The sequence below is a fragment of the Streptomyces sp. NPDC002787 genome, from assembly GCF_053592095.1.
This window is the reverse complement of record NZ_JBSFVC010000011.1, coordinates 107,100-129,144: the sequence shown is the minus strand read 5'-3', so window position 1 is coordinate 129,144 and position 22,045 is coordinate 107,100. Positions and strand designations below refer to the sequence as shown.

The following is a 22,045-nucleotide window of genomic DNA, read 5'->3' as shown; positions in this document are numbered from 1 at the left end:
GATACTTCTGCGATCTTCGCAGGGGCCAGGTTCGGCGGGCCGGTGCGCGCGGGTGCGGACGACGGCCGGCCTGAAGAGCGATCGTCGAGACCCCTCTACTAATCAGTAACTCGTGTGTGGCCTCCCGGCCATCAATGGGCATGACCATGACGAGCGCGGCGTGGGTTCGACCGACCTCGCCGCTTTGACATGAGAAAAAGGGGACGAACATGACAGCAAGCGGTGTGGGACGCCGCATCACGACGGTCGCCGCGGTGGCCGTACTGGGTCTGGGCGCTTCGGTGACCGCGGCGGTTCCGGCGGCCGCGGCGCCGAGCGAGGCCGAGGTCGGCGCGGCTGCGGCCGCCGAGGTCGGCTACGCGACCTGGCAGGCGGACGTGAAGGCCGTCATCGACACGGCCACCCCCTACGTACAGCAGCGCACCGCGAACTCCTCGGGGCAGAAGCTCGCCATCGTCTTCGACATCGACAACACGACGCTGGAGACGCACTACACGCCCTGGTACCAGCTGCCCACGCCGGCGCTGAAGCCCTCCCTGGCGCTGGCCAGGTACGCCAAGTCCCGTGGGGTCGACGTCTTCTTCGTCACCGCCCGCCCGGGCATCATCCAGAGCGTCACCGAGTGGAACCTGGAGAGCGTCGGCTACCCCGTCGACGGCCTCTACGTGCGTGACCTGCCCGACCTGTTCGCTGAGGTCTCCGCCTACAAGACGGCCTCGCGCGCTGACATCGAGTCCGACGGCTACACGATCATCGCCAACGTCGGCAACAACACCACCGACCTCGTCGGCGGTCACGCCGAGCGTACCTTCAAGCTGCCCGACTACGACGGGCTGCTCGACTGACGCCGTTTCACCGTTCGTTCCAGGAGGTACGGCCGCCGGTTCACGCCGACGGCCGTACGCCTACACTCCCGCCATGGCCGACGACACCTCGCTCGACGCGCTCGGCGTGGGCAAGTACCTGCTGATCACCACCTACCGCAAGAACGGCACCGCCGTGCCGACGCCGGTCTGGGTGGTGCGGGACGGGGACGCCCTCGGCATCTGGACGGTCACGGACTCCTGGAAGGTCAAGCGCATCCGCAACCGCGCCGACGTCCTCGTCGGCCCCTGCGACGTGCGCGGCAACCCCACCGGCGACTCCGTCCCCGCCCACGCCGAGATCCTCGACGCGGCCGGCTCGGCCGCCTACCGCCGTCTCATCGCCCGCAAGTACGGCCTCCTGGGCCGCCTCACCCTCCTCGGCAGCCGCCTGCGCCGGGGCACCGACGGCACGGTCGGTATCCGCGTCACGCTCACGACATGAGGTGACCGGGGCCCGACGACACCGTGTGAGGCGCGGCGCGGATCCGGCATCCGACAAGGCCGCCCCACTCGGCGGCCTGGGCTCACGAACGCTCGCCCGCGTGTCCCGTCCGCCACGCCCACGCCGCGATCTCCACCCGGTTCCGGGCGGCGAGCTTGAGCTGGATGCTGCCGAGGTGCGTCTTGACCGTGGACAGGGAGACGAACATCGACGCGGCGATCTCGGCGTTGGTGTGCCCGAGGGCGACCAGGCGGACGACGTCGAGTTCACGGTCGGTCAGCGGCTCCTGGGGACGCGGGGCCTCGGGGCCGGGGCCGGGGCCGGGGCCCGCGTCCGCCTTCGCCTCCGCCGTGACGTGCTTCAGCAGCCGGACCGTCACCGAAGGCGACACCAACGAGTCGCCCACGGCGGCGGCCCGTACCGCCTCGGCCAGCAGCGTCGGCCCGGAGTCCTTCAGCAGGAACCCGCAGGCACCGCCGCGCAGCGCCCCGTAGACGTACTCGTCGAGGTCGAACGTGGTCACCACGACCACCCTCAGCGGATCGGCCACGCCCGGACCTGCCAGCAGCCGGGTCGCCTCCAGGCCGTCCAGTTTCGGCATCCGGATGTCCAGCAGGCACACATCGGGACGCACCTCACGGGCCAGCCGTACGGCCGTCTCCCCGTCGGCGGCCTCGGCCACCACGGTGATGTCCGGCTGCGCGTCGAGGAAGAAACGGAAGCCGGTGCGGACCATGTCCTGGTCGTCGGCGATCAGGACCCGGATCGGGCTGCGGTCGTTCATGGGCGCATCATGCCTGAGGGGAGAAGGGAGAGGGCTCGATGAGGGGGTGTCAGTCGGGATCCTGGGTCCGCTCCGCCGTCACCTTCCGCAGCAGCGGCCTGCTCCCGGCCAGCGCCGCGAACATGGTGAGCGTGCCGAGCGCGACGCAGAGGGCGAGCCGCAGGGCGCCCGAGGAGTCCGGCTCCGCATGGAACGCTTCGTTGAGCTTCGTCCCGGCGTGGACGCCCGTCGCCGTCGTACCGCCGGCGAGGACCACCAGGGGCAGCGCGGTCTCCCGGATCCGCGCCCGGTCCAGCACCTTCAACGGCGTACCGGCCAGCCGCAGCAGCCCGTACATCCGGCGCCGGTCGAGCACGGTGGCCGCCGCGGTGAGCCCGGCGGAGGCGGCGGCCACGAGGAAGCCCAGGGCGAGGACCGTGAGCCCCATCTCGCCGATGATCCCGGTGGTGGCGTCACCCTCGGCGTTGACGTAGTCGTCGGTGAAGGGGAGGTTCCCGGGGGAGAGGGACGACAGCGCGGTCATGGCGGTGTCCATCCGGTCCTCACCGCCGCGGACCCGTGCCACGATGCCCTCGTCGCCGTTGAGGAGCCCGTCCCAGTCGTCGGCGCCGGCCGCTGTCACGTCGGCCTTCACACCGGCCTCGGCGAGCAGCTCCCGGGCCTGTACGGCGAGTTCACGCGGCGACGCGTCGACCGCGCGCACCGCGACCTGCCCGGGATGGTCCATGCCGATGATGCCGACCTGGCCGACGGTGAAGAACCCGGCCACGAGACCCGCGAGCACCAGCCCGCTGACGGTACGCCAGGCACCGCGCGGGTCGTCGCTGAGCCGGCGCGCGGCCAGCAGCGTCGCCGGCCGGCGGGCGAAGCGGCTCAGCAGTCTGCCCAGCATGTCGACGACCCAGGGGCCGAGCATCCAGAACGCCGCGTACACCAGCATGATCAGCGCGACCGACTGGCCGGTGGTCAGCCCGCCGGCGCGGGATTTCACCGCCACATACAGCCCGACGGCGACGAACAGCACCAGCCGGATCAGCTTCGTCCGGCGCGGATCGGCCTGCTGGGCGACGCCCAGCGGGGAGCGCGCCACCCCTCGTAGCGTCGTCATGGCACTCACGGACGTGAGCACGGCCACGGCCGCCACCACGGCGAGCAGCCAGGGCACACCGACCCACAACTCCCCCTCGTACCACGTCCCGATGCCATACGGCAGCCGCGCCAGGACCGGCAGCAGCAGGACGTAGGCGACCGCGCCCACGAGCCCTCCGGCCAGGCCGACCGTCGCCGACTCGGCGCCGGTCATGGCGAGGATCTGCCGGGGCGTCGCCCCGGCCAGCCGCAGGGCCGCCAGCCGCTGTTCGCGCCGGGCGGCACCGAGGCGCCCGGCGGCCGAGGCCAGCACGACCACGGGGACCACGAGGAGACCCACACCGATGAGCGCGGCCTGCTGGTCGAAGGCGGTGAACGTGTCCGGCTCGGTACCGGCGAACCCGGAGATAGGGGCGTGGGCGGCGAGTGTGTCGAGGCCGCCGCCCTCCGGCGCCCGGGTGATCGCGGGGTCGTCCGGCGCACGGCCGACCACGGCGACCAGTTCCTCGGGCGCGGCGAGGCCGGCTTCACCGATCGTGCCGTAGGCGGCCTCGGTCGGGAAGCGGTCGGCGAGCCGCTCGGCGGGCAGCTCCTTCATCAGCTTCGCCAGCGCGGGCGAGAGATGGACCTGGCCCGGGGCGGGGAACCGCGTCAGGCCGGGCGGGGCCGGAGTGGCGGCCCGGTCCGGCAGCTGGGCCAGGGACACGACGGTCACGGGGCGATGGCCGACGTAGGTGGTGCCGGTCGTCTGTACGGCGGTGGCGTCCTTCGCGGCCACGCCGTCCGGCTGCCGCCAGGCCGTGCGGTCGGCGCGGGCGCCGGAGCCGAGGTAGGAGGCGAGGAGAAGCAGGAGGACGAGCGCGCCGACGGCTGCCGCCGCGGCGGAGAGGAGATGGCTCTGCAGGCCGCGTCGGCCGGAGGAGCGGGCCAGGTGCCAGGTCAGGGGGAGGACAGGGGAGCGCATGCATGTCTCCGGGAAAGGGTTCGGTGCCGGGGAGTTCGGTCGGTTCGGTGCGATGGCGGCCGGTCACGCCACCGTGTACTGGCTGTAGCCGCTCACCCGGCCGTCTCGTACCTGGAGGATGCGGTCGCAGTGGGCGGCCACCTCGGCGTCGTGGGTGACCATGACCAACGAGGCGCCCTGGTCCCGGGTGACCGAGGTGAGGAGGCGGATGACCTCCTCGCCGGTGGACTGGTCGAGGGCGCCGGTGGGCTCGTCGGCGAAGACGACGTCGGGTTCGACGGCGAGGGCGCGGGCGATGGCGACGCGCTGGGCCTGACCGCCGGAGAGCTGGCCGGGGCGGCGCTGCTCCAGGCCCGCGAGCCCGAGCGGGGCGAACCACTGGCGGGCCCGCTTCACGGCCTGGCGGCGGGGCATGCCCTCCAGCATCAGCGGGAGGGCCACGTTCTCCTCGGCTGGCAGTTCGGGCAGCAGCTGGCCGAACTGGAAGACGAACCCGAAGCGCTTGCGGCGCAGGGCGCTGAGCTTGTTCTCGCCCCAGTGGTCGATGCGCCCCAAGCCTTCGGCCGGGGGGACCCCCCTCTCGCTTCGCTCGCCGCGCAGCAGCACCTGGCCGTCGTCGGGGCGGATGATGCCGGCGAGGGTGTGGAGGAGGGTCGACTTGCCCGAGCCGGACGGGCCCATGATGGCGAGGGACTCGCGCTCGGCGACCGCCACGTCCACGCCGGCCAGGGCGGTGGTGGGGCCGTACTTCTTGACGAGGCCGTTGCCGGCCAGGACGGTGCTCATGAGGGGTGAGGGATCCTTTCCGGTCGGAGATCAGACGCGCTCGAACTTCCAGGTGACGCTGGAGGCGTCGGCCTTGACGACGGTGACGGGGATGGAGAGGTCCTTGCCGTCGCCGTCCTTCGCGGTGCATGTCACCTTGGCACCCGCCACCGCCTTGAGGTCCGGGCACCTCACGTCGGAGGTCTCGCCGCCGATCCAGGGCAGCGGGCTGTACTTCGACGCGAGACGGCCGGCCGCGATGGTGCCGCTCAGCCCTTTCCGGCCGTCCACGGTCACGCTGCTGAACTTGTCGAGCCCGGTGGTCGACTCCGTACCGCTCATCGCGTAGGTGAGGGCTCCGCCGCCGACGGCGACGGCCGCCACAGCGGCACCGGCGATGAGGAGGGGCCTGCGTTCCATGAGGTGCTCCCGGTGGGAAGAGGTGGGGTTGCGACACCCAACCTCTCCCGTCGGCGGGGGTGCCCGCCTCGGCCGAACGGCCAGGCCTCACGGCCCGCCGGACGCGCTCCCTCAGCCGTACGGCCGATACCGGGGCGGCTGAACCTCCGGGCCGGACTTCCCGTATCTCCTCACGGGGATGGCGGGAGACCGCGTGCACGGAAGGAGAACAGCGTGTCGATACCGCCCGAACCGGGCCGGACGGCGAAGCGTCCCACGATCGAGCCCACCTACGTCATGCGCCGGCGCAGGACCGAGGCCCTGGCCGAGCTGCTGCGTGAGTTCGAGCTGTACAAGGGGACGACCGCCCCGAACGACGAGTACGAGACCGTCGCCGTACCACCGACACCGGCACGGACATCCACCCCGACACCGACACCCGCGGCGGAACCGACACGCACACCGGAACCGAAACCGGCTCCCGAGCGGATCCTGCCCCGGACGGAGTACGAGACCGAGGAACTGCCCCCGGTCATGGTCGGCGAGGACTTCGTCTCCGGCACGGCCCCGCGCGGCGAGCGGCGGCAGCGGCGGCGCCCGGCGCCCGGTGGCGGATCCGGCCTGAAGCGCGCCGCGGTGGTCGTCGGCGTCGGCGCGGCGGCCCTGATCGGCTTCGGCGCGGCGCTCCTGCTGCCCGGCGGCGACACGGAGAAGGAGGCGCGGGCCGTCACCCCCACCCCGACTCCCTCGGCGCCCGCGGCCTCGGCCCCGGCGCAGAACGACGACGTCGACCCCGACGGCCCCGGCACCCTCCGCGAGGGCGACAGCGGCCCCGAGGTCTCCGAACTCCAGCAACGGCTGCTCCGCATCCCGAACGTGTACGACAACGGCTCCACCTCGGGCGAGTACGACGTCGTACTGAAGGAGGCGGTGGCGCGCTTCCAGCTCTGGTACGGCATCCGGGGCGACGAGACCGGCGTGTACGGCAACGACACCCGCCAGGACCTCGAATCCCGCACGGCTCTTTAGTCGCACGGCGGGGCCGCGACCCCGGTACGGCACGGGCGTATCCGGGTTGTTGCCCCGCCTCGAACGGACCATCCTGGGCATATGGTGACGAAGGCGTCCGGCGCGTCGCGGGCTGCCACGGCCGGTGAGGCGATGGCGGTGCTCGACGCGCGCGGCCTCGTCGCGGGGTGGAGCGAGGGGGCCAGGCGGCTCACCGGGTACGCCGCCGAGGACGTGGCCGGGCGACCGGCGGCGGATCTCGTCGCCGGGGACGCGGCGGCGGTGTGGCGGACGCTGCTCACGCACGGCGACACGGTCGTGGACCTGCGCTACCGGGACGGCCGGCGGCAGAAGGTGGCGCTGCGGATGTGCCCTCTGCGGGGAGGGGCGGCCGGGCGGCGGGGGTTCGTCGTCACGGCGACACCGGACCGGACCGAGCGGGGTCTCGGTGAGCTGGCCTTCAAACAGGCGTCGATGTCCATGTCCGTCTTCGACACCGGGCAGCGCTATCTGCGGATGAACGACTGGGCGTGCCAGGTCATGGGCCAGCCCGAGGCCGAGTTCCGGCACCAGTACTTCCTCGACACCGTGGAGGACGCCGAACACAGCCGTGGCTTCCTGCGCCATCTGGAGATCGTGGTGGAGACCGGACAGCCGGTCCACTACGAGAGCTGGACCCGCTCGCCCTCCGGCCGGCGCATGCACGCCTGGAGCTTCGAGATGTGGCCCGTGCGGGACCACGCCGGCGAGCTGATCGGAACCGCGCTCGCCGGGTTCGACAGCAGCGAGCAGTTCTGGGCGCGTCAGCGCCTGGCCCTGTTGAACGAGGCCGCCGGGTCCATCGGCACCAGGCTGGATGTCGTCCAGACCGCCCGCGAGCTCGCCGAGCTGGTCGTGCCCCGGCTCGCCGACTTCGCCAGCGTCGACCTCCTGGAGTCGGTGCTCCAGGGCGAGGAACCCGAGATGGGGCCCCTGGACGGTGGCGTGGAACTGCGCCGGGCCGCCCACCATTCCCCCACGCCGGGTGTCCCGGAGGCGGCGATCGCGCTGGGCGCCGCCGACGTCTACCCGCCGTCCTCACCACCCGCCCGGGCCCTCCTCACCGGTGAGCCCGTCCTCACCCGCACCGGCGACGAATCCCTCGACTCCTGGTTCTCCCGGCACGGCGCCCGCTCCGCCAAGCTCCAGGAGGCCGAGGAGCACGACCTGTCCCTGATGGCCGTACCGCTGGTCGCGCGCGGCACGACCCTCGGTGTGGCCGTGCTGGTGCGCATCCTGACGCCGGAGCACCCCGACGCCTTCGACCAGGACGACGTGTCGCTCGCCGAGGAACTGTCCAGCCGGGCGGCCGTCTGCGTCGACAACGCCCGCCGCTACACCCGGGAACGCACCACGGCGCTGGCGCTCCAACGGAGCCTGCTGCCCAAGACGGTCGCCGGACAGGCGGCCGTCGAGTTCGCCTCCCGCTATCTGCCGGCGCTGTCGCAGGCCGGGGTGGGCGGCGACTGGTTCGACGTGATCCCGCTGTCCGGGACCCGGGTGGCGCTGGTCGTCGGGGACGTCGTCGGCCACGGCATCCACGCCTCCGTCACCATGGGCCGGCTGCGCACGGCCGTGTGGGCGCTCGCCGACGTCGACCTGCCGCCCGACGAGCTCCTCACCCACCTCGACGACCTCGTCGAGCATCTCGCGGCCGGCGACGGCACGGGCGACGGGGAGATCGGCGCGACCTGTCTGTACGCGGTGTACGACCCGGTGGACCGCAGCTGCTCGATGGCCTCGGCCGGGCATGTGCCACCCGTGGTGGTACGCCCCGACGGCAGCGTCGAGGTCGTCGAGGTGGCGGCGGGACCGATGCTCGGCGTCGGCGGCCTCCCGTTCGAGGCCACAGAGCTGGAGCTGCCCGAGGGCTCGGTGCTCGCCCTCTACACGGACGGCCTGGTCGAGGCCCGGGACCGCGATGTGGACACGGGCACCAGAGCCCTGTGCGCCGCGCTGGGGGAGTCGCTGGGAGACCTGGAGAGGGCCTGCGACACCGTACTGAAGGCCCTCCTGCCCGAGACCCCGGCCGACGACGTGGCCCTGCTGCTCGCCCGCACCCGCGCCCTCGACGCGGAACAGGTGGCCGTCTGGAACCTCACCGACGACCCGGCGCTCGTCGCCAACGCGCGCAAGCTCGCCACCGAACAGCTCACCCGCTGGGGCCTGGAGGAAGCCGTCTTCGTCACCGAACTCGTGGTCAGCGAGCTCGTCACCAACGCCATCCGCTACGGCGGCGCCCCCATCCAGCTGCGCCTGATCCGCGACCGCACCCTCATCTGCGAGGTCTCCGACGCCAGCAGCACCTCACCGCATCTGCGCCGGGCCCGCACCTTCGACGAGGGGGGCCGCGGCCTGCTCCTGGTCGCCCAGCTCACCGACCGCTGGGGCAGTAGGCCCAGCGGCGCGGGCAAGACCATCTGGGCCGAGCAGGCACTGCCACCGGCCCTGTAGACGCGTGTCGGGGGCGGCACACGCCACCCCCGACAGCCTTGTTCGCGAAGGAAGTTACTTCTTCCGCAGACGCACCGACACCCCGTGCGCCGTGAAGACCTGCTCGGCCGTCCAGCCCTCGACGGCCACGGAGACCGCGGCGAACCGGCCCTGCAGGGACCACGCCCCGATGACCGCGACCGTGCTGCCCGAACGCGGCGCCTGCTCGGCGTCGAAGCGGATCACCAGCTCGCTGCCCCGCTCCAGGACCGCGCGCCCGTCCACCACGAGGGCCGGGTCGGTGCCCCGGTCCAGCGTCACGTCGAGGACACCGGCCTGGGTGTAGCCGCCCCGCACCCGGACGGTGTGGTCGCCCGTGCGCAGCGTGCCGCCCTCGACCCGGACGCCACCCCGGCCGAACGCCTCCTTCGAGCCCGCCGCGAGGACACCGCCCTCCACGACGGTGCCGCCCGTGTACCGGTTGGCACCGGCCAGCGTCAGCGTTCCGCCGCCCCGCTTGACGAGGCCGCCCGTGCCGGAGATGTCGTTGCGCCAGGTGTCGGCCGCGTGGAAGCCGCCGAGCGCCGCGTCCAGGGTGACGACGACATCCGCGTCGAAGGCGCCGTAACCGTCCGCCGCCTCGAACAGGTTGAGCCTGCCCCACTGCTCCCAGCCGTCCAGCAGCACATAGCCGGACGGCAGCGCGGTCGTACGCAGCACCTCCCGCCGCTGCGCCGCGTCGAGGTACGGAAGCCGCGTCTCCAGCAGGACCTCGGCGCCCTTCGGCACGGTCAGGTCCTTGGAACGGCCGCTCCGGGGCAGGATGTACGTCAGCTTCGGCTCGACCGTACGGGCGTTGGCCGCCCGGTCGGCGTACGGGTCGGTGTCGGTCCCGGCCGAGTGCGCGTACGCGAACAGCGTGTCGGCTGTCGTGCCCGTCTTCGCCTGGAAGTACTCGGCCGCCTGCTTGCGCGCGGCGGCCTTCAGCTCTGCGTTCTTCGGGTCGGCGAGCGCGGCGGCTGCCAGGGCCGTGGCCATGACGCGACCGCCGATGACGTCGACCGCGGAGTGCATGCCCGAGATGATCCGGTCGTGGCTCGCTTCGAAGGCGCGGGTCACCATCTCCTGGAAGCGCTCCGGGACGGCGTACGCGTAGGCGAGCGCCGCCAGGTGGAGGGCGTTGGTGTGACCGCTGGGGAAGCCGCCGTCCTCGGCGGGGTTCTCGCCGCGCTGGCGCAGCAACTGCGGGACCACGATCACGTCGGAGTCGTACACCGGGTAGCCGAACGCGTCCGTCTCACCGGTGTCGACGACCTCGCTGTTCTCGTTCATCCGCCAGGGCCGGGGGTACTGGTACGAGAACTTGGCCGGGTTGCTCGACGCGAACGGCCCGCGCACGGTGTTGACGAGCTGAGCCACCTTCCCGAGCTCGGAGGTGGTCGACCCGGCGCCGTTCGCTGATCCGGCGGGAGCGTCGGCCGGGACGGAGTCGCTGATCTTGCCCGCCGGGGTGCCCTCCGGGGCGGAGGTGATCGACGTGACCGCCAGGGCGCCCGCCTTGTACAGCTCCGCGAGCGGGCCGAGACCGGTGATCACCGAGTAGCTCTGGTGCTGCCGGTCGGTGATGAACGCCTGGCGCGCCTGCGCCTCGGTGCGCCGCGAGGTGAGGCGCGCGCAGTAGCGCATGTTGGCGCGCAGGATCTCCGGGAGCAGCGGGGTGCCGGTGTTCCAGGCGTCCCCGGTCTTCCAGATCTCGGCGAAGCCGCCGAGCGCGCGGACCACGGCGTTGGTCTCGGGCGTCTGGTTCGCCGTGATGTTGGTGGTGTAGTCGTCCACGAACGGGGTGAACGCGGTCGCGGCCTTGTCCTCGGCCGCAGAGGCCTGCCACATGGTCGCGAGGGTCGGAGCGGCGATCAGGCCGGCCGAGACGCCGAGGGAGCTTCTGAGGAAGACGCGGCGGTTGAGTCTGTGGTGCCCGGCGGATGACGGCATGGAGTGCCGCTCCTTTCGCGGTGTGATGATCGGGTGCGGGCTGAGCGTGGAGTTGACGAGTGACCGGTTGGTGGCCGGTCGGCGACCGAACGGTGATCAGCGGATGACCGGTCGGAGGAGACTTCGTGACAGTGCCAACGCCCCTTCGACCGGAGGCACTTGGAGCACATGCGGTCGCGCGGACGGTACAGCGTCGGCGAGTGCTTCGGCGAATGCGGAGTACAGGACGGGCCGGGAGAGGATCGTCCCGCCGGCCACCACCACGTCGTCCGCGGCGACCCCGCGGGCGGCGAGCCGCGCCACGAGCGCGGCGAGCGCGCGGCCGCCGTCGGCGATCACCCGGCGGGCGAGAACGGAGCCCTCCTCGGCGGCCTCGAACACCACGGGCGCGTGCCGGCCCCAGTCGGCCGACATGGCCGTGGCGGCCTCCAGCGCCCCACCGAGAGCCGGTACCTCGCTCACCTGGAAGGCGGCGACCAGCCGGTCGGCGAGCACGTCGGGCGCCTCGCCCCGGTCGTGCGCCGCCCAGACGGCACGGACCGCCTCACGGACCAGACTGGCGGCGCCGCCCTCGTCGCCGAGGACCGCGCCCCAGCCGCCGACCTGCACCGAAGCGCCGTCGGCGGAGCTGCCGACGGCCACCGAACCGGTGCCCGCGACCAGGCCCACGCCCCGCTCGAAACCGGCGGCGGGGACCAGCAGTTCGGCGTCTCCCACCACCAGGCACGGCACCTGAAGCCGTTCCTGGAGAGCCAGACGTATCCCCTCGCACTGCCGGGGCGTCTCGCAGGCATGGGCACCGACGGCCACGGCCGAGGGGCGGGTGCGCGCGGGCAGCACCTCCCCGACCAGCGTGGCCAGCCATGCGGTCGCGGCCGCCGGGTCGTGCGGCCGCCAGCCGCGGCTCGTACGGATGTGATCGGCGACAAGGTCCGTCCCCGTGACAGCACGGAGATGGGTCTTGGTGCCGCCCACGTCGATACCGACCGCGACGGGTCCGGAGTCCTGCACGAAAGGCCTCTCTCGTCGTTGCGTTGCGATGGCGCAGCGACGGCTGGGCGAAACCGTGCCTGGACCCCCAGGGTCTGTGGGGGGTGCTAGGGAAGCCCCGGGACGGGCCTCTGCTGGTGCGGTAGGCGAGTACCGCTTGACTTCGTTAGGAAATTAACTAACGAATAAAGGTGCGTCAAGGGTTCGGACCCGGATACCGCACGACCGTGCGGCCGGATGATCACGGCAGGGACTGGGAGAGCATGGAACTGAGCGAGAGCGCCCGCGCTGTGTTCGCCGTACTGGCCGCGTCGAGCACGGCCACCCGCCCCCAACTGGCCACCGGGGCACGCCTGTCCAAGCCGACCGTCTCCTCCGCCGTGGCCGAGCTGGAGGCCGCCGGTCTCGCCGCCCGCTCAGGCACCCTCTCCGGTGGAACCGGCAGGTCGGCGGCCGTGTACGACCTCGGGCGCGCCGCCGGCGCGGTACTCGCCGTCGACCTCGGCCCGAGCGTCACCCGGGTGCGGGTCTGCGCCCTGGACGGCACTCTGCTCGCCGAGGGCACGGGCCTGCGGGCGGACACCGTCGGAGTGGTCGGGGACGCCCTCGCCGGGCTGTCGGCCGGCGCGCCGCTGCGGGCCATCGTGGTCGCGGTCGGCGACGTCACCGTCCAGGGCCGGGAGGGCACGGCCGTACGGCCCGCGACCGCCAAGGCCGGCCCCATCTTCGACGCCCTGACCGTGGCGCTCCCCCCGGGCGTGCCCGTCCACGTCGAGAACAACGTGAACTGCGCCGCCCTGGCCGAGCTGCACGAAGGCGCCGCCCGGGGCCGGGACACCTTCGGCTATCTGCGGATCGGCGTCGGTATCGGTCTCGGTGTCGTCATCGGCGGTCACGTGCTGCGCGGCGCGAACGGCGCCGCCGGTGAGGTGGCCCGGCTGCCGTACCCGTGGGACGCGGACCGGGAACCGCGCCACGAGGGCCTGGAGGCGCACATAGGGGCGGGTTCCCTGCTGCGCCGGGCGGCGGACGCCTGGCGGGGCGCGGACGGCGTGTGCCCCGACACCGTCGACGGGCTGTTCGCGCTGGCCGACGCCGGACACGCCACGGCCCGCGCCGTCGTCGGCCGGCACGCCGCCGACGTGGGCCGGCTCGCCGCCGCGGCGACCGCCGTCCTGGACCCCGGCCTGATCGTGCTGGGCGGCGCCGTCGGCTCGAAGCCCCTGCTCCTGCCCGGGGTACGGGCCGAACTGGCCCGGCTGAGCTGGCCCACCGAGGTCGTGAGCAGCGCGCTCGGCGACAGCGGCACCGTGGTGGGCGCCAGTCGGCTGGCCGTGGCCCGGGGAATCCAAACCGTGACCGGAGGTGCGGCGGTGAAGCATTGACGGACTCCACCGGCATCTGCCAATGTCCGGACAAGCGCTTTCTAAGTCGGCCGGGACGCCGGCTTGGGGCGAGCGATCCCGCCTGTACTCGACGTACGGCAACCGCACGAGGGCGTGCCCGTGCGGTGACGGCCAGAACGGCCGGGGATCCCGCCCCGCGTGGACGACGCGGCCGGGCGAGGCCGCGCCCCCGGAAAGCACCTCCTCCTGCAAATTGCACCCGTGCCGCCTCGGTCGGCGCCGTGCTCAGTCCCCTACGACGAAAAAGGGATCGAAGATGATCACTGTGGGTGTGCGGCGCTCCCGCCGACTCGGCCGCGGCGGTGTGCGCCGCCTGGTTCCCCTCGCTGCCGTTGCCTCGGCGGCGACCCTGCTGCTCTCCGCCTGCGGAGGGGAGTCCGACTCGGGCGGGACCTCCAAGTCGCTGACGTTCTGGATCTCCACCGTTCCGGGGCAGGACGCGGGCTGGAAGAAGATGGTGGCGCAGTACGAGAAGGAAACCGGCGTCAAGGTCAAGCTCGTCAACATCCCCTACGACGGCTACGCGACGAAGCTGCGCAACTCCGCGCAGGCGAACTCGCTGCCCGACGTGGCGACCGTGCCGGCGCTCGACCCGATCTGGTCGAACAAGCTGATCGACCTCAGCGACATCGCCAACAACAAGACGAACAAGATCAACGCCAACTTCGTCGCCAAGGACTCGTCCGGGAAGGTGCTGTCCATCCCCTCGGACATCACCGCGTCCGGCATGTTCATCAACAAGTCGCTCTTCGAGAAGGCCGGCGTCGACTACCCGACCTCGCCCGACAAGACCTGGACCTGGACCGAGTTCATCAAGGCCGCGAACGAGGTCCGGGAGAAGACCAATGCCAAGTACTCCCTGACCTTCGACCAGTCGCCGTCCCGGCTGCGCGCCATGGTGTACGAGATGGGCGGCAAGTACGTCCACGCCGACGACTCCGGCAAGTTCTCGGTGGACGGGGCGACCAAGAAGGCCGTGAACACCTTCGTCGGATGGAACGACGACAAGACCATGCCGAAGTCGGTGTGGACCAGCGGCGCCGACCCGTCGGCCATGTTCCAGAGCGGTGACGTCGTCGCCTACTGGTCCGGCGTGTGGCAGGTCGCCGCCTACGCGGAGAGCATCACGAAGTTCGAGTGGGCGAGCGTCCCGACTCCCGCCCAGCCGGTGCAGGCCAGTGACGTCAACAGCGGCGGCATGACGGTGGGCTTCAACAACAACGCCGACGCGGCCGGCGCCGCGAAGAAGTTCCTGTCCTGGCTGTACGAGCCGGACCACTACCAGGCGCTGTGCGAGGCCTCCGGCTTCCTGCCGGTCGAGAGCGGTCTGAACCCGAAGTACCCCTTCAAGTCCGAGGCGGCGCAGGCGGCGTTCAAGCTCTACAACGAGTCCATCCCGCTCTACGACCCGATCTCCGGCTACTTCAACCGCGCGCAGACGAACTGGGTGCTGAAGGGCAAGAGCCTCGCCGACGACCCGACCAAGGCGGAGCTCGGCAAGGCGATCAACGGCGAGCAGTCGGCCGACAAGGCCCTGCAGAACATCGTGGACGGCTACAACCAGCAGGTCGGCGGCTGAGCGTAGGCCGGCAGATCCGGGCGGCGGGTCTCGCCCCGCCGCCCGGACCTGCGGACCCCACCCATGTGATGCCGGGCCCATGGCCTGAGCCTCCAGGAACCCATTCCACCAGCACGGAGTCAGGAAGATGACAAAACGCGCCCCGGACGCTTCGGACGTGTCCGTGAGCCCGCCCAGGAGACGCAGCAAGTACACCCTCGCACCGCTCGTCCTCATCGCGGGCAATGTCGTGCTCTTCGCGCTGTTCTTCGTCTGGCCGGCGGTGATCGGGCTCGTCTACTCCTTCACGAACTACACGGGCGTGGGTGCGTTCCAGTTCGTCGGGCTGGACAACTACCAGAAGCTGCTCGGGGACTCGACCTTCTACGCCGCGACGACCCGCACGCTGCTGTACACCGTGCTCTTCGTTCCGCTGAACTTCGTGTTGTCGCTGCTCATCGCCAACGTGCTGGTGAGCAAGAACGCCAAGGGCGCGTCGGTCGCCCGCATCTTCTTCTTCATCCCGTGGCTGCTGTCGCCCATCATCGTGGGTGTCCTGTGGCGGTGGCTGTTCGGTGAGAACTTCGGACTGGTCAACTACTTCATCGAGAAGGTCGGCGGAAGCGCCGTTCCCTGGCAGTCGAACGCGGACCTGTCACTGATCGTGGTCGTGGTGGCGGCGGCCTGGGCCTGGACGGGCTTCTCCATGCTGCTGTTCATCGCGGCGATCAAGAACGTCCCGACGTCGTACTACGAGGCGGCCGCGCTCGACGGCGCCGGTCCGTGGCGCCAGTTCTTCAGTATCACCCTGCCGAGCATCGCCCCCACGTCCTTCATCGTCATCCTGCTCAACACGATCCACGCGATGAAGGAATACGCGGTGTTCGCCTCCCTCAACAACGGTGGACCCGGAACGTCGAACAACCTGCTTGTCCAGTACATCTACCAGACGGGGTTCAAGTCGGGCCAGATCGGCTACGCGAGCGCCGCGTCGTTCGTGCTCATGCTCATCCTGATGGCCGTCGCGATCATCCAGATGATGGTCAACCGGCGGGTGGAGAACCGATGACAACCACAGACGCAGTGCGCAAAGTCGACGCCGGTTCCGTGCGGGCCGTCCCCAGGAAGCGGTCCCGCGGCTCGGCGACCGGCGGGCTTCGGCGCGCGATCGCCCCGACGACTCTGCTGTGGGTCCTGGCGGGCCTCTACGGGATCCCGGTGCTGTGGTTCGTCCTCAGCTCCTTCAAACCGGCGGGAGACCTCTTCTCCCTTCCGCTGACGGTGTTCCCGGACGACCCCACCGTGTCGGGTTACAAGGAGGCGTGGGCGAGCGCCAACTTCTCCGGGTACTTCGTCAACACGATCATCGTGTGTCTGATCGCGACGATCCTGACCGTGGGAGTCAGCTGCTGCACCGGGTACGCGCTGGCCAAGTACGACAACAAGTGGCTGAAGGCATTCTTCCTCTGCATCCTCGCCACCACGATGCTGCCGGCCGAGGTCATGCTCGCCCCGCTGTTCCTGGTGGTCCGCGACCTCGGCTTCTACAACTCGCTCTCCGGCATCATCCTCCCGGCCCTGCTCACCGCGACCGGCTGCTTCATGTTCCGCCAGTTCTTCCTGACGGTCCCCGACGAACTCATCGAGGCCGCCCGCATCGACGGCGCGCGTGAGCTGTCGATCTTCATGCGGATCATGGTGCCGCTCTCCCGGCCCATCATGCTGACGCTCGCCATCCTGTCGTTCCAGTGGCGCTGGAACGACTACATCTGGCCGCTGCTGATGCTGAACGACCCCGAGAAGTTCACGGTGCAGATCGGCATCCAGAGCCTCGTCGGCGCGCAGAACATCAACTGGTCGGTGCTGCTCGGCGGATCGGTCATCTCCATGGTCCCGCTGATCGTGGTCTTCCTGGTGTTCCAGAAGTACGTCATGAACGCCGACATCAACGCCGGACTGAAGGACTGACCTTGCCCACCCCGCTCGACCACGAGTTCGTCCGGTCGGCGGCCCGCGCCGCCGACCGGACGGCCGCCCCGCTCGCGGCCCGCCCCGACGAGGAACCCGCCGGTGTGCCGCACCGTGGTCTGGCGTCGCGGGTGAAGACCCTGGTCGCGGCGTACCGTTCGGCGGACTCGGAACTGCACGGCAGCGGGCGGGCCGTGACGGCCGCGATGACCCACCTCCGTGCCCTGCGGGCCGTGCAGACCGCCACCGGCCTCTTCGCCGGCGGCGACAACGTGCAGTCGCCGCCGGACTCCGCCTTCACCGTCAACGACGTGTGCGACGCGTACGTCCTCGCCGCCGGCGCCGGGCCGGAGCTGCGCGAGGTCACGGCCACGCTCGCCGAGATCGCCGACGCCGCCACCGGCAGCCTCCTGACCGGCGGGGTGCACACCCCGAACCACCGCTGGGAGCTGAGCGCGGCGCTGGCCCGGCTGCACCGGTCGTTCCCGGACGACCGGCTGCTCGACCGCGTCGAGGAGTGGCTCGCCGAGGGCGTCGACATCGACGCGGAGGGCCTGTACTCGGAACGCAGCGCCGTCTACGCGTCCATCGTGACCACCCCGTCGCTGCTGTTGCTGGCCGAGGTGCTCGGGCGTACCGACCTGCTGGACGCCGTCGAACGCAACCTCGCCACGACCCTGGACCTGATCAGGCCGGACGGCACGGTGGAGACCGTCCACTCGCGCCGCCAGGACCAGAAGCTTTCGTTCCCGCTGTGGCCCTACCTGCCGCACTACCGGCTGCTCGCGATCCGCACCGGCCGGGGCGACTTCGCCCGCGCGGCCCACCTCGCGGCCGCCGACGGCATCGACGACCCCGACCTGCTCGCCCGGACCCTCCTCACCCCGGACCTGTGCCGCGCCCTGCCGGCGCCGGAGGCGGAGACACTCCCGCGCGGCCGGTACCTCACCACCGCACGCCTGGCCGCACGCGTCTCGGCCACCGCGCACACCGTGGTGTACGGCGGCTCCGACGTGCCCGAGCACCGGCGCATCCGCTCGGGCCTCGCCTGCAACCCCACCTTCCTGCGCCTGTTCGCCGGTGCCGCCGTCCTCGACGCGGTCCGCCTCTCGCGGGTGTTCTTCGACCTGGGCCCGTTCCGCGCCGCCGACATGGAACAGCTCGCCGACAACCGGTACCGGCTCACCCAAACCCTCACCACCGCCTACTACCAGCCGCTCCCGAAGGACCGGAGGCGCGACGACGGCGCCTACCGCCTGGTGGACGAGGGCCGCTTCTCCGCGGCGATGGCTTTCCCCGACCGCCCTCAGGACGAGGTCTCCCACATGACCCGAGTCGAGGTCGACCTGCGGGAGGACGGGGCCGACCTGCGGATCGACATCGGCGGCCCACCGGTGCCCTGGGCCCTCGAACTGACCTTCCGGCCGGGCGGCGAGCCGCAGGGCGCCGTACCGCTCGGCGACGGAAGCTGGTGCCTGACGACCGAGCCGTTGACCTACCGCGTCGGCGACGACGAGATCCGGGTCGAGGCCACCGTCGAGACGGGCGAACCGCTCGCCGGACCGGACCGGAGCGACGTACTGCGCTACGACCCCGGGCAGGACTACACCGTGGTCGGCGGCACCGACGCGACGACCGGAAACCGCGTCTACCTCGGTGGGCACGGACCGCAGACACTGACCCTCACACTGCGCGCCCGCCGGCCCGCACCCGTGACCCCGACGAACCACGCCATGGCCACCCCAGGCATGAAGGATTGATCGCCGTGCACCTCCCACGCCAGCTCGGTCCGCTGCACGACCTGCCGGACACTCCGGAGGCGTACGACGCCGTGCTCGCCGACGTCACCGAGCAGGCCCTCGCGCGCCTCACGCCCGAGGGCAACCTCGAACACCCCGACTGCGTGGACGACATCGGCGACACCTCCCTCGGCATCACCTCGCTGCTGGCCCTCGCCTGGCACCGCACGAAGGACCCACGCCTGCCGGAGGCCGTCCGCCGCAGCACGGACTTCCACCTCCGCGAGCGCGTCTACACGGACGACAACCCCGGCTACCCGAACCTCCGGGTCCGCGACTCCGGTTTCCCGTACGCCCGTTACACCCTGGCGTCCGGCGCCCACCCCATCGGCGACTGGCCGAGCACGGTGTGGGCGCTGCTCCAGGCCGTCAACCTGCTCGACCTCGCCGACGGCCTTCTGGACACCGAACAGACCGACGCCCTGCGGGACATGAGCCGCGGCTACTGGCGCTGGCTCACCGAGGCGACCTTCTTCAACCCGCAGGAGGCCGGCAACCAGGCCATCGGCTGCGTCGTCGGCGGCCTGATGCTGGCCCGCCACCTCCCGCCCGAGGAGGGGGAGGAGGTCCGCGCCCGCGCGATCGACCTGTACACCGAGGAGATCCGCGCCCACCGCCTACGCGACCGGGGCGCGCTCCTCCCGCCGGAGCACGGCGGCGCCTGGGACAACAACTACGGCCCGATCTCGCTGTCCTTCCTCGCCCAGGCCCATCTGGTCAGCGGCGAGCAGATCTTCGCCGAGGACGGGGAGGCGGTCGCCCGCTATCTGGACGCCCGCCTGACCACCGGCGGCTTCGACGTCGGCGGCCCCCGCTACAGCGAACAGCACTCCGGCTTCGAGTCCGTCCTCGGCCTGCGCTACTTCGGCCGGCGCATCGGCGCCGACCTGGGCCGCTACCGGGGCGACACCCGCTGGGGCCGGCACGCGGTCAAGCCGGACGGCGGCGTCGACGGCCACTTCGCGTGGATGCTGGTCTGGCAGATCCAGGACACCACGCCCTGGCACCGCACACCGTCCACCGAGCCGGTCCGGCACCAACTGCGGGCGGGCAGGGTCTCGGTCGCCTTCGACTCGAAGATGACCCCGTCACTCGTCGAGGCCAACGGCACGTACTTCCTCCCGGCCGCCGTCAACCGCCAGCACGGCTTCGGCCCGGTCGTCGACGGCTTCCTGCTCTGCCGCCCCATGGGCGAGACCCGCGTCCGGGACGTCCGCACCGACGGCCTCGCGGCCAAGCTGGTCACCAAGCCGGTCGTCACCCGCGACCACGTCCTGCGCCACGTCCAGTCCCTGTACGTCACCGACGGCACCCGCCTGTGGACCACGGTCGCCGTCGAACGCCTCCCCGGCGAGCCGTACCTCCTCGCCGGGCTGCCGTACGTCTCGGACGACGGCGACGGCCTGCGCCGTATCGCGGACGCCGAGGTGACGTCGGCCGGCGAACTGCGTCTGACCCACCCGTCCCTCGACGGCCCGGAGTTCTTCGACGCCCGCACCGACACCACCCAGGAACTGACCGCCTTCGCCCTCGCCGCCGACCCCCGCGGCTACGGCAACCCCGACGAGGGCTGGTCCCACCTCATCGCCTCCACGGCCATCGAGGCGACGCCCGCACCGGGAGCGCCGGACGACCTGAACGTGTTCGCCGTGCGCTACGGGGGCACCGGCGCCGTCTTCGCCCCCACCTTCGCACGCACCCCCGAGGGCCTGACGGTCCGCACCGAGGCGTTCACCGCCCTCATCGGAAACCCGGCGGGTGACGAGCGGGGCGAACCGACCCTGACGCTCCGCGCCTGACACCGGCCCCATCCCGGCAGCCCGACGATCCCCGGCGACGTCGGGCTGCTTCGTTCACGCCCCCGCCTCGCCCTTCGGCATCGCCGACTCCGGCACCACCAGATCCGCGTGACACCTCGTCGCCCCCACCAGGTCGGCGTTGCGCCGGTCCGTTCCCAGGACCCAGGCGACGGCCTCCTCATGTCCCTTGCCGTACTCCTCGTGGCGGGCGATGAGGCGGCGCACGCGTTCGGGCTCGTCGAGGTCGCAGAACCAGACCTCGTCGAGGCGGGAACGGACACGCGGCCAGAGCCCGTCGGCCACCAGGAGGTAGTTCCCCTCGGTGACGACCAGGCGGGCGGTGGGCGGCACCGGGATCGAGCCGGCGACGGGCTGCTCCAGCGTTCGCTCGAAGCCCGGCGCGTAGACGACGTCCCGCTCGTCGCCGCGCAGCCTCTCCAGCAGGGCCGCGTAGCCGGCCGCGTCGAAGGTGTCCGGCGCGCCCTTGCGGTCGCGGCGGCCGAGGCGGTCGAGTTCGACGTCGGCGAGGTGGAAGCCGTCCATGGGGACGTGGGCGACCCAGGGCTCGCCGTCGCCGTTGAGCGTGCGCGTCAACCGCTCGGCGAGGGTGCTCTTCCCCGCCCCGGGAGCGCCGGTGATGCCGAGGAGGGCCCGGTGGCCGGGGCGGACGAGGGAAGCGGCCCGCTCCAGCAGGTCGTCGAAGGTCAGGGGCATGCGGACGACGGTAGACCGGATCGGGCGTACGCGGGACGAGACCGGGCAGACGAGCCCCGCTGTCGTTCGGAGCGGGGAGAAGCGGAAGGTACCGGATGAGGGAGAGAACCTGGTCGGAGCCCGACGGTGAAGGCGAGGCGGTGCGGGAGGAACTGGCGCGGCTGCGCGCCCAGGTGCGCCAGCTGCGCGCCCGCATGGAGGGCCGGCCGCTGATCGCCCAGGCCCAGGGCATGCTGCGCGAACGGTATGCGCTGCCGGACGCCGAGACCGCGTTCGCGCTGCTCCAGCGGGCCTCGCAGCAGCACAACGTCAAGCTCCGCACCCTCGCCGAGGCCGCGGTCAGCGCCCCGCGGCCGGACAACCGGAGCGCCCTGTGGTTCCCCGGCCGTGCCCGGCACGCGGAACCGGCCCTCAGCTTCGAGGAGGCCCGTAACCGCCGTCTCGGACGCGGCAACCGGAGCGAGCTCCTGACCGCCGTGCTCAGCCAGACCCTCGCCGTCGTCGGCACCGACATGGGCAACGTGCAGATCGCCGACCGCACCATGGGCGGACTGCGCATCGAGAAGCACACAGGGCTCACGGAGGACTTCGTCGACTTCTTCGCCTACGTCGACGACGACGGCACGGCCTGCGCGGCCGCCGCGCGGAGCACCGCACTTGTCACCGTCCAGGACGTCGCCACGGACCCGGTGTTCACCGAACCGGCCCGCGAGACCATCCTGCGCGCGGGCTGCCGCGCTGTGCACAGCGTGCCGCTGACCACCGAGTCCCATCGGTGTGTGGGCGTCGTTTCCGTCCATGTCGACCGCAAGGTAGGACAATTGACGAAGTGGCAGGCCAAGGAACTGGAGGTGGTCGGCGCCGAGGCCGGCCGCTGGCTGGTCTGGTACGACCGCACCGTCGTCCTCGACGCCCTCGAACGCCTCCACACCCTCGGCCGCGCCCACGGCGGCGGCAGCATCAGCCGACGATGAGCGGTTCCCGCGCTCAAGGCCCACTGACTCCCGCCGAGAGGGGAACCCCCACCCCA

Annotated in this window: 18 protein-coding genes; 11 read left to right on the top strand and 7 right to left on the bottom strand. The window is 71.8% G+C overall.

Annotated elements, in window-relative coordinates; translation table 11 throughout:
- The first annotated feature begins 209 nt into the window (after positions 1–209).
- Both ACWD26_RS17115 and ACWD26_RS17110 read left to right on the top strand, forming a co-directional pair.
- Complete coding sequence (locus ACWD26_RS17115) at positions 210–845, top strand: HAD family acid phosphatase (protein ID WP_451270747.1); 636 nt, start codon at positions 210–212, stop codon at positions 843–845.
- Positions 846–918: 73 nt separating this feature from the next.
- On the top strand, positions 919–1,308 hold the full coding sequence (locus ACWD26_RS17110) for a PPOX class F420-dependent oxidoreductase (protein WP_451270745.1): 390 nt from the start codon (positions 919–921) through the stop codon (positions 1,306–1,308).
- Positions 1,309–1,390: 82 nt separating this feature from the next.
- Here the strand turns inward: ACWD26_RS17110 and ACWD26_RS17105 are convergent, their stop codons facing one another.
- The 4 genes from ACWD26_RS17105 to ACWD26_RS17090 form a co-directional block, all read right to left on the bottom strand.
- A complete protein-coding gene (locus ACWD26_RS17105; RefSeq protein ID WP_451270743.1) occupies positions 1,391–2,092 on the bottom strand; it encodes a response regulator in 702 nt (233 codons plus the stop codon).
- 49 nt (positions 2,093–2,141) lie between these two features.
- Positions 2,142–4,145 (bottom strand): FtsX-like permease family protein, encoded by a 2,004-nt coding sequence (locus ACWD26_RS17100; RefSeq protein ID WP_451270741.1) that lies wholly within the window; start codon positions 4,143–4,145, stop codon positions 2,142–2,144.
- A gap of 63 nt (positions 4,146–4,208) precedes the next feature.
- Positions 4,209–4,931, bottom strand: coding sequence for an ABC transporter ATP-binding protein (locus tag ACWD26_RS17095; protein WP_451270739.1), 723 nt, complete (start codon positions 4,929–4,931; stop codon positions 4,209–4,211).
- Between the two features lie 30 nt (positions 4,932–4,961).
- Positions 4,962–5,330 (bottom strand): hypothetical protein, encoded by a 369-nt coding sequence (locus ACWD26_RS17090; RefSeq protein WP_451270737.1) that lies wholly within the window; start codon positions 5,328–5,330, stop codon positions 4,962–4,964.
- A gap of 213 nt (positions 5,331–5,543) precedes the next feature.
- Here ACWD26_RS17090 and ACWD26_RS17085 point away from each other — a divergent pair, with 213 nt between their 5' ends.
- Together ACWD26_RS17085 and ACWD26_RS17080 are read left to right on the top strand one after the other, a co-directional pair.
- Positions 5,544–6,338, top strand: coding sequence for a peptidoglycan-binding protein (locus ACWD26_RS17085; RefSeq protein ID WP_451270735.1), 795 nt, complete (start codon positions 5,544–5,546; stop codon positions 6,336–6,338).
- Positions 6,339–6,419: 81 nt separating this feature from the next.
- Positions 6,420–8,810, top strand: coding sequence for a SpoIIE family protein phosphatase (locus tag ACWD26_RS17080; RefSeq protein ID WP_451270733.1), 2,391 nt, complete (start codon positions 6,420–6,422; stop codon positions 8,808–8,810).
- A gap of 54 nt (positions 8,811–8,864) precedes the next feature.
- Here the strand turns inward: ACWD26_RS17080 and ACWD26_RS17075 are convergent, their stop codons facing one another.
- Positions 8,865–10,781 (bottom strand): phosphatase PAP2 family protein, encoded by a 1,917-nt coding sequence (locus ACWD26_RS17075; protein ID WP_451270731.1) that lies wholly within the window; start codon positions 10,779–10,781, stop codon positions 8,865–8,867.
- 96 nt (positions 10,782–10,877) lie between these two features.
- Positions 10,878–11,792 (bottom strand): BadF/BadG/BcrA/BcrD ATPase family protein, encoded by a 915-nt coding sequence (locus ACWD26_RS17070; RefSeq protein ID WP_451270729.1) that lies wholly within the window; start codon positions 11,790–11,792, stop codon positions 10,878–10,880.
- Between the two features lie 242 nt (positions 11,793–12,034).
- Here ACWD26_RS17070 and ACWD26_RS17065 point away from each other — a divergent pair, with 242 nt between their 5' ends.
- The 6 genes from ACWD26_RS17065 (at position 12,035) to ACWD26_RS17040 (ending at position 20,301) form a co-directional block, all read left to right on the top strand.
- Positions 12,035–13,156 carry an ROK family protein gene (locus ACWD26_RS17065; RefSeq protein ID WP_451270727.1) on the top strand — a complete coding sequence of 374 codons (1,122 nt, stop codon included), beginning with the start codon at positions 12,035–12,037 and terminating at the stop codon, positions 13,154–13,156.
- 277 nt (positions 13,157–13,433) lie between these two features.
- The gene (locus ACWD26_RS17060; protein WP_451270725.1) at positions 13,434–14,756 is read left to right on the top strand and encodes an ABC transporter substrate-binding protein; all 1,323 of its coding nucleotides are present in this window, start codon (positions 13,434–13,436) and stop codon (positions 14,754–14,756) included.
- Between the two features lie 127 nt (positions 14,757–14,883).
- Positions 14,884–15,804 carry a carbohydrate ABC transporter permease gene (locus ACWD26_RS17055; protein WP_451270723.1) on the top strand — a complete coding sequence of 307 codons (921 nt, stop codon included), beginning with the start codon at positions 14,884–14,886 and terminating at the stop codon, positions 15,802–15,804.
- The gene (locus tag ACWD26_RS17050; RefSeq protein WP_451270721.1) at positions 15,801–16,703 is read left to right on the top strand and encodes a carbohydrate ABC transporter permease; all 903 of its coding nucleotides are present in this window, start codon (positions 15,801–15,803) and stop codon (positions 16,701–16,703) included. The genes ACWD26_RS17055 and ACWD26_RS17050 overlap by 4 nt, the downstream gene beginning before the upstream one ends.
- A 2-nt stretch (positions 16,704–16,705) precedes the next feature.
- A complete protein-coding gene (locus ACWD26_RS17045) occupies positions 16,706–18,463 on the top strand; it encodes a hypothetical protein (protein WP_451270719.1) in 1,758 nt (585 codons plus the stop codon).
- A gap of 5 nt (positions 18,464–18,468) precedes the next feature.
- Positions 18,469–20,301 (top strand): hypothetical protein, encoded by a 1,833-nt coding sequence (locus ACWD26_RS17040; protein WP_451270717.1) that lies wholly within the window; start codon positions 18,469–18,471, stop codon positions 20,299–20,301.
- A 54-nt stretch (positions 20,302–20,355) separates the two neighbouring features.
- Here the strand turns inward: ACWD26_RS17040 and ACWD26_RS17035 are convergent, their stop codons facing one another.
- On the bottom strand, positions 20,356–21,015 hold the full coding sequence (locus ACWD26_RS17035; protein ID WP_451270715.1) for a nucleoside/nucleotide kinase family protein: 660 nt from the start codon (positions 21,013–21,015) through the stop codon (positions 20,356–20,358).
- A 95-nt stretch (positions 21,016–21,110) separates the two neighbouring features.
- Here ACWD26_RS17035 and ACWD26_RS17030 point away from each other — a divergent pair, with 95 nt between their 5' ends.
- Positions 21,111–21,989: an ANTAR domain-containing protein gene (locus ACWD26_RS17030; RefSeq protein WP_451270713.1), complete on the top strand. Its 879-nt coding sequence runs from the start codon at positions 21,111–21,113 to the stop codon at positions 21,987–21,989.
- The last annotated feature ends 56 nt before the right edge of the window (positions 21,990–22,045 follow it).

Excerpts from the sequence above, each read along its gene's own strand:
- ACWD26_RS17115 (WP_451270747.1), top strand. The coding sequence starts at position 210 with ATGACAGCAAGCGGTGTGGGACGCCGCATCACGACGGTCGCCGCGGTG.
- ACWD26_RS17110 (WP_451270745.1), top strand. The coding sequence starts at position 919 with ATGGCCGACGACACCTCGCTCGACGCGCTCGGCGTGGGCAAGTACCTG.
- ACWD26_RS17105 (WP_451270743.1), bottom strand. The coding sequence starts at position 2,092 with ATGAACGACCGCAGCCCGATCCGGGTCCTGATCGCCGACGACCAGGAC.
- ACWD26_RS17100 (WP_451270741.1), bottom strand. The coding sequence starts at position 4,145 with ATGCGCTCCCCTGTCCTCCCCCTGACCTGGCACCTGGCCCGCTCCTCC.
- ACWD26_RS17095 (WP_451270739.1), bottom strand. The coding sequence starts at position 4,931 with ATGAGCACCGTCCTGGCCGGCAACGGCCTCGTCAAGAAGTACGGCCCC.
- ACWD26_RS17090 (WP_451270737.1), bottom strand. The coding sequence starts at position 5,330 with ATGGAACGCAGGCCCCTCCTCATCGCCGGTGCCGCTGTGGCGGCCGTC.
- ACWD26_RS17080 (WP_451270733.1), top strand. The coding sequence starts at position 6,420 with ATGGTGACGAAGGCGTCCGGCGCGTCGCGGGCTGCCACGGCCGGTGAG.
- ACWD26_RS17075 (WP_451270731.1), bottom strand. The coding sequence starts at position 10,781 with ATGCCGTCATCCGCCGGGCACCACAGACTCAACCGCCGCGTCTTCCTC.
- ACWD26_RS17065 (WP_451270727.1), top strand. The coding sequence starts at position 12,035 with ATGGAACTGAGCGAGAGCGCCCGCGCTGTGTTCGCCGTACTGGCCGCG.
- ACWD26_RS17060 (WP_451270725.1), top strand. The coding sequence starts at position 13,434 with ATGATCACTGTGGGTGTGCGGCGCTCCCGCCGACTCGGCCGCGGCGGT.
- ACWD26_RS17055 (WP_451270723.1), top strand. The coding sequence starts at position 14,884 with ATGACAAAACGCGCCCCGGACGCTTCGGACGTGTCCGTGAGCCCGCCC.
- ACWD26_RS17050 (WP_451270721.1), top strand. The coding sequence starts at position 15,801 with ATGACAACCACAGACGCAGTGCGCAAAGTCGACGCCGGTTCCGTGCGG.
- ACWD26_RS17035 (WP_451270715.1), bottom strand. The coding sequence starts at position 21,015 with ATGCCCCTGACCTTCGACGACCTGCTGGAGCGGGCCGCTTCCCTCGTC.
- ACWD26_RS17030 (WP_451270713.1), top strand. The coding sequence starts at position 21,111 with ATGAGGGAGAGAACCTGGTCGGAGCCCGACGGTGAAGGCGAGGCGGTG.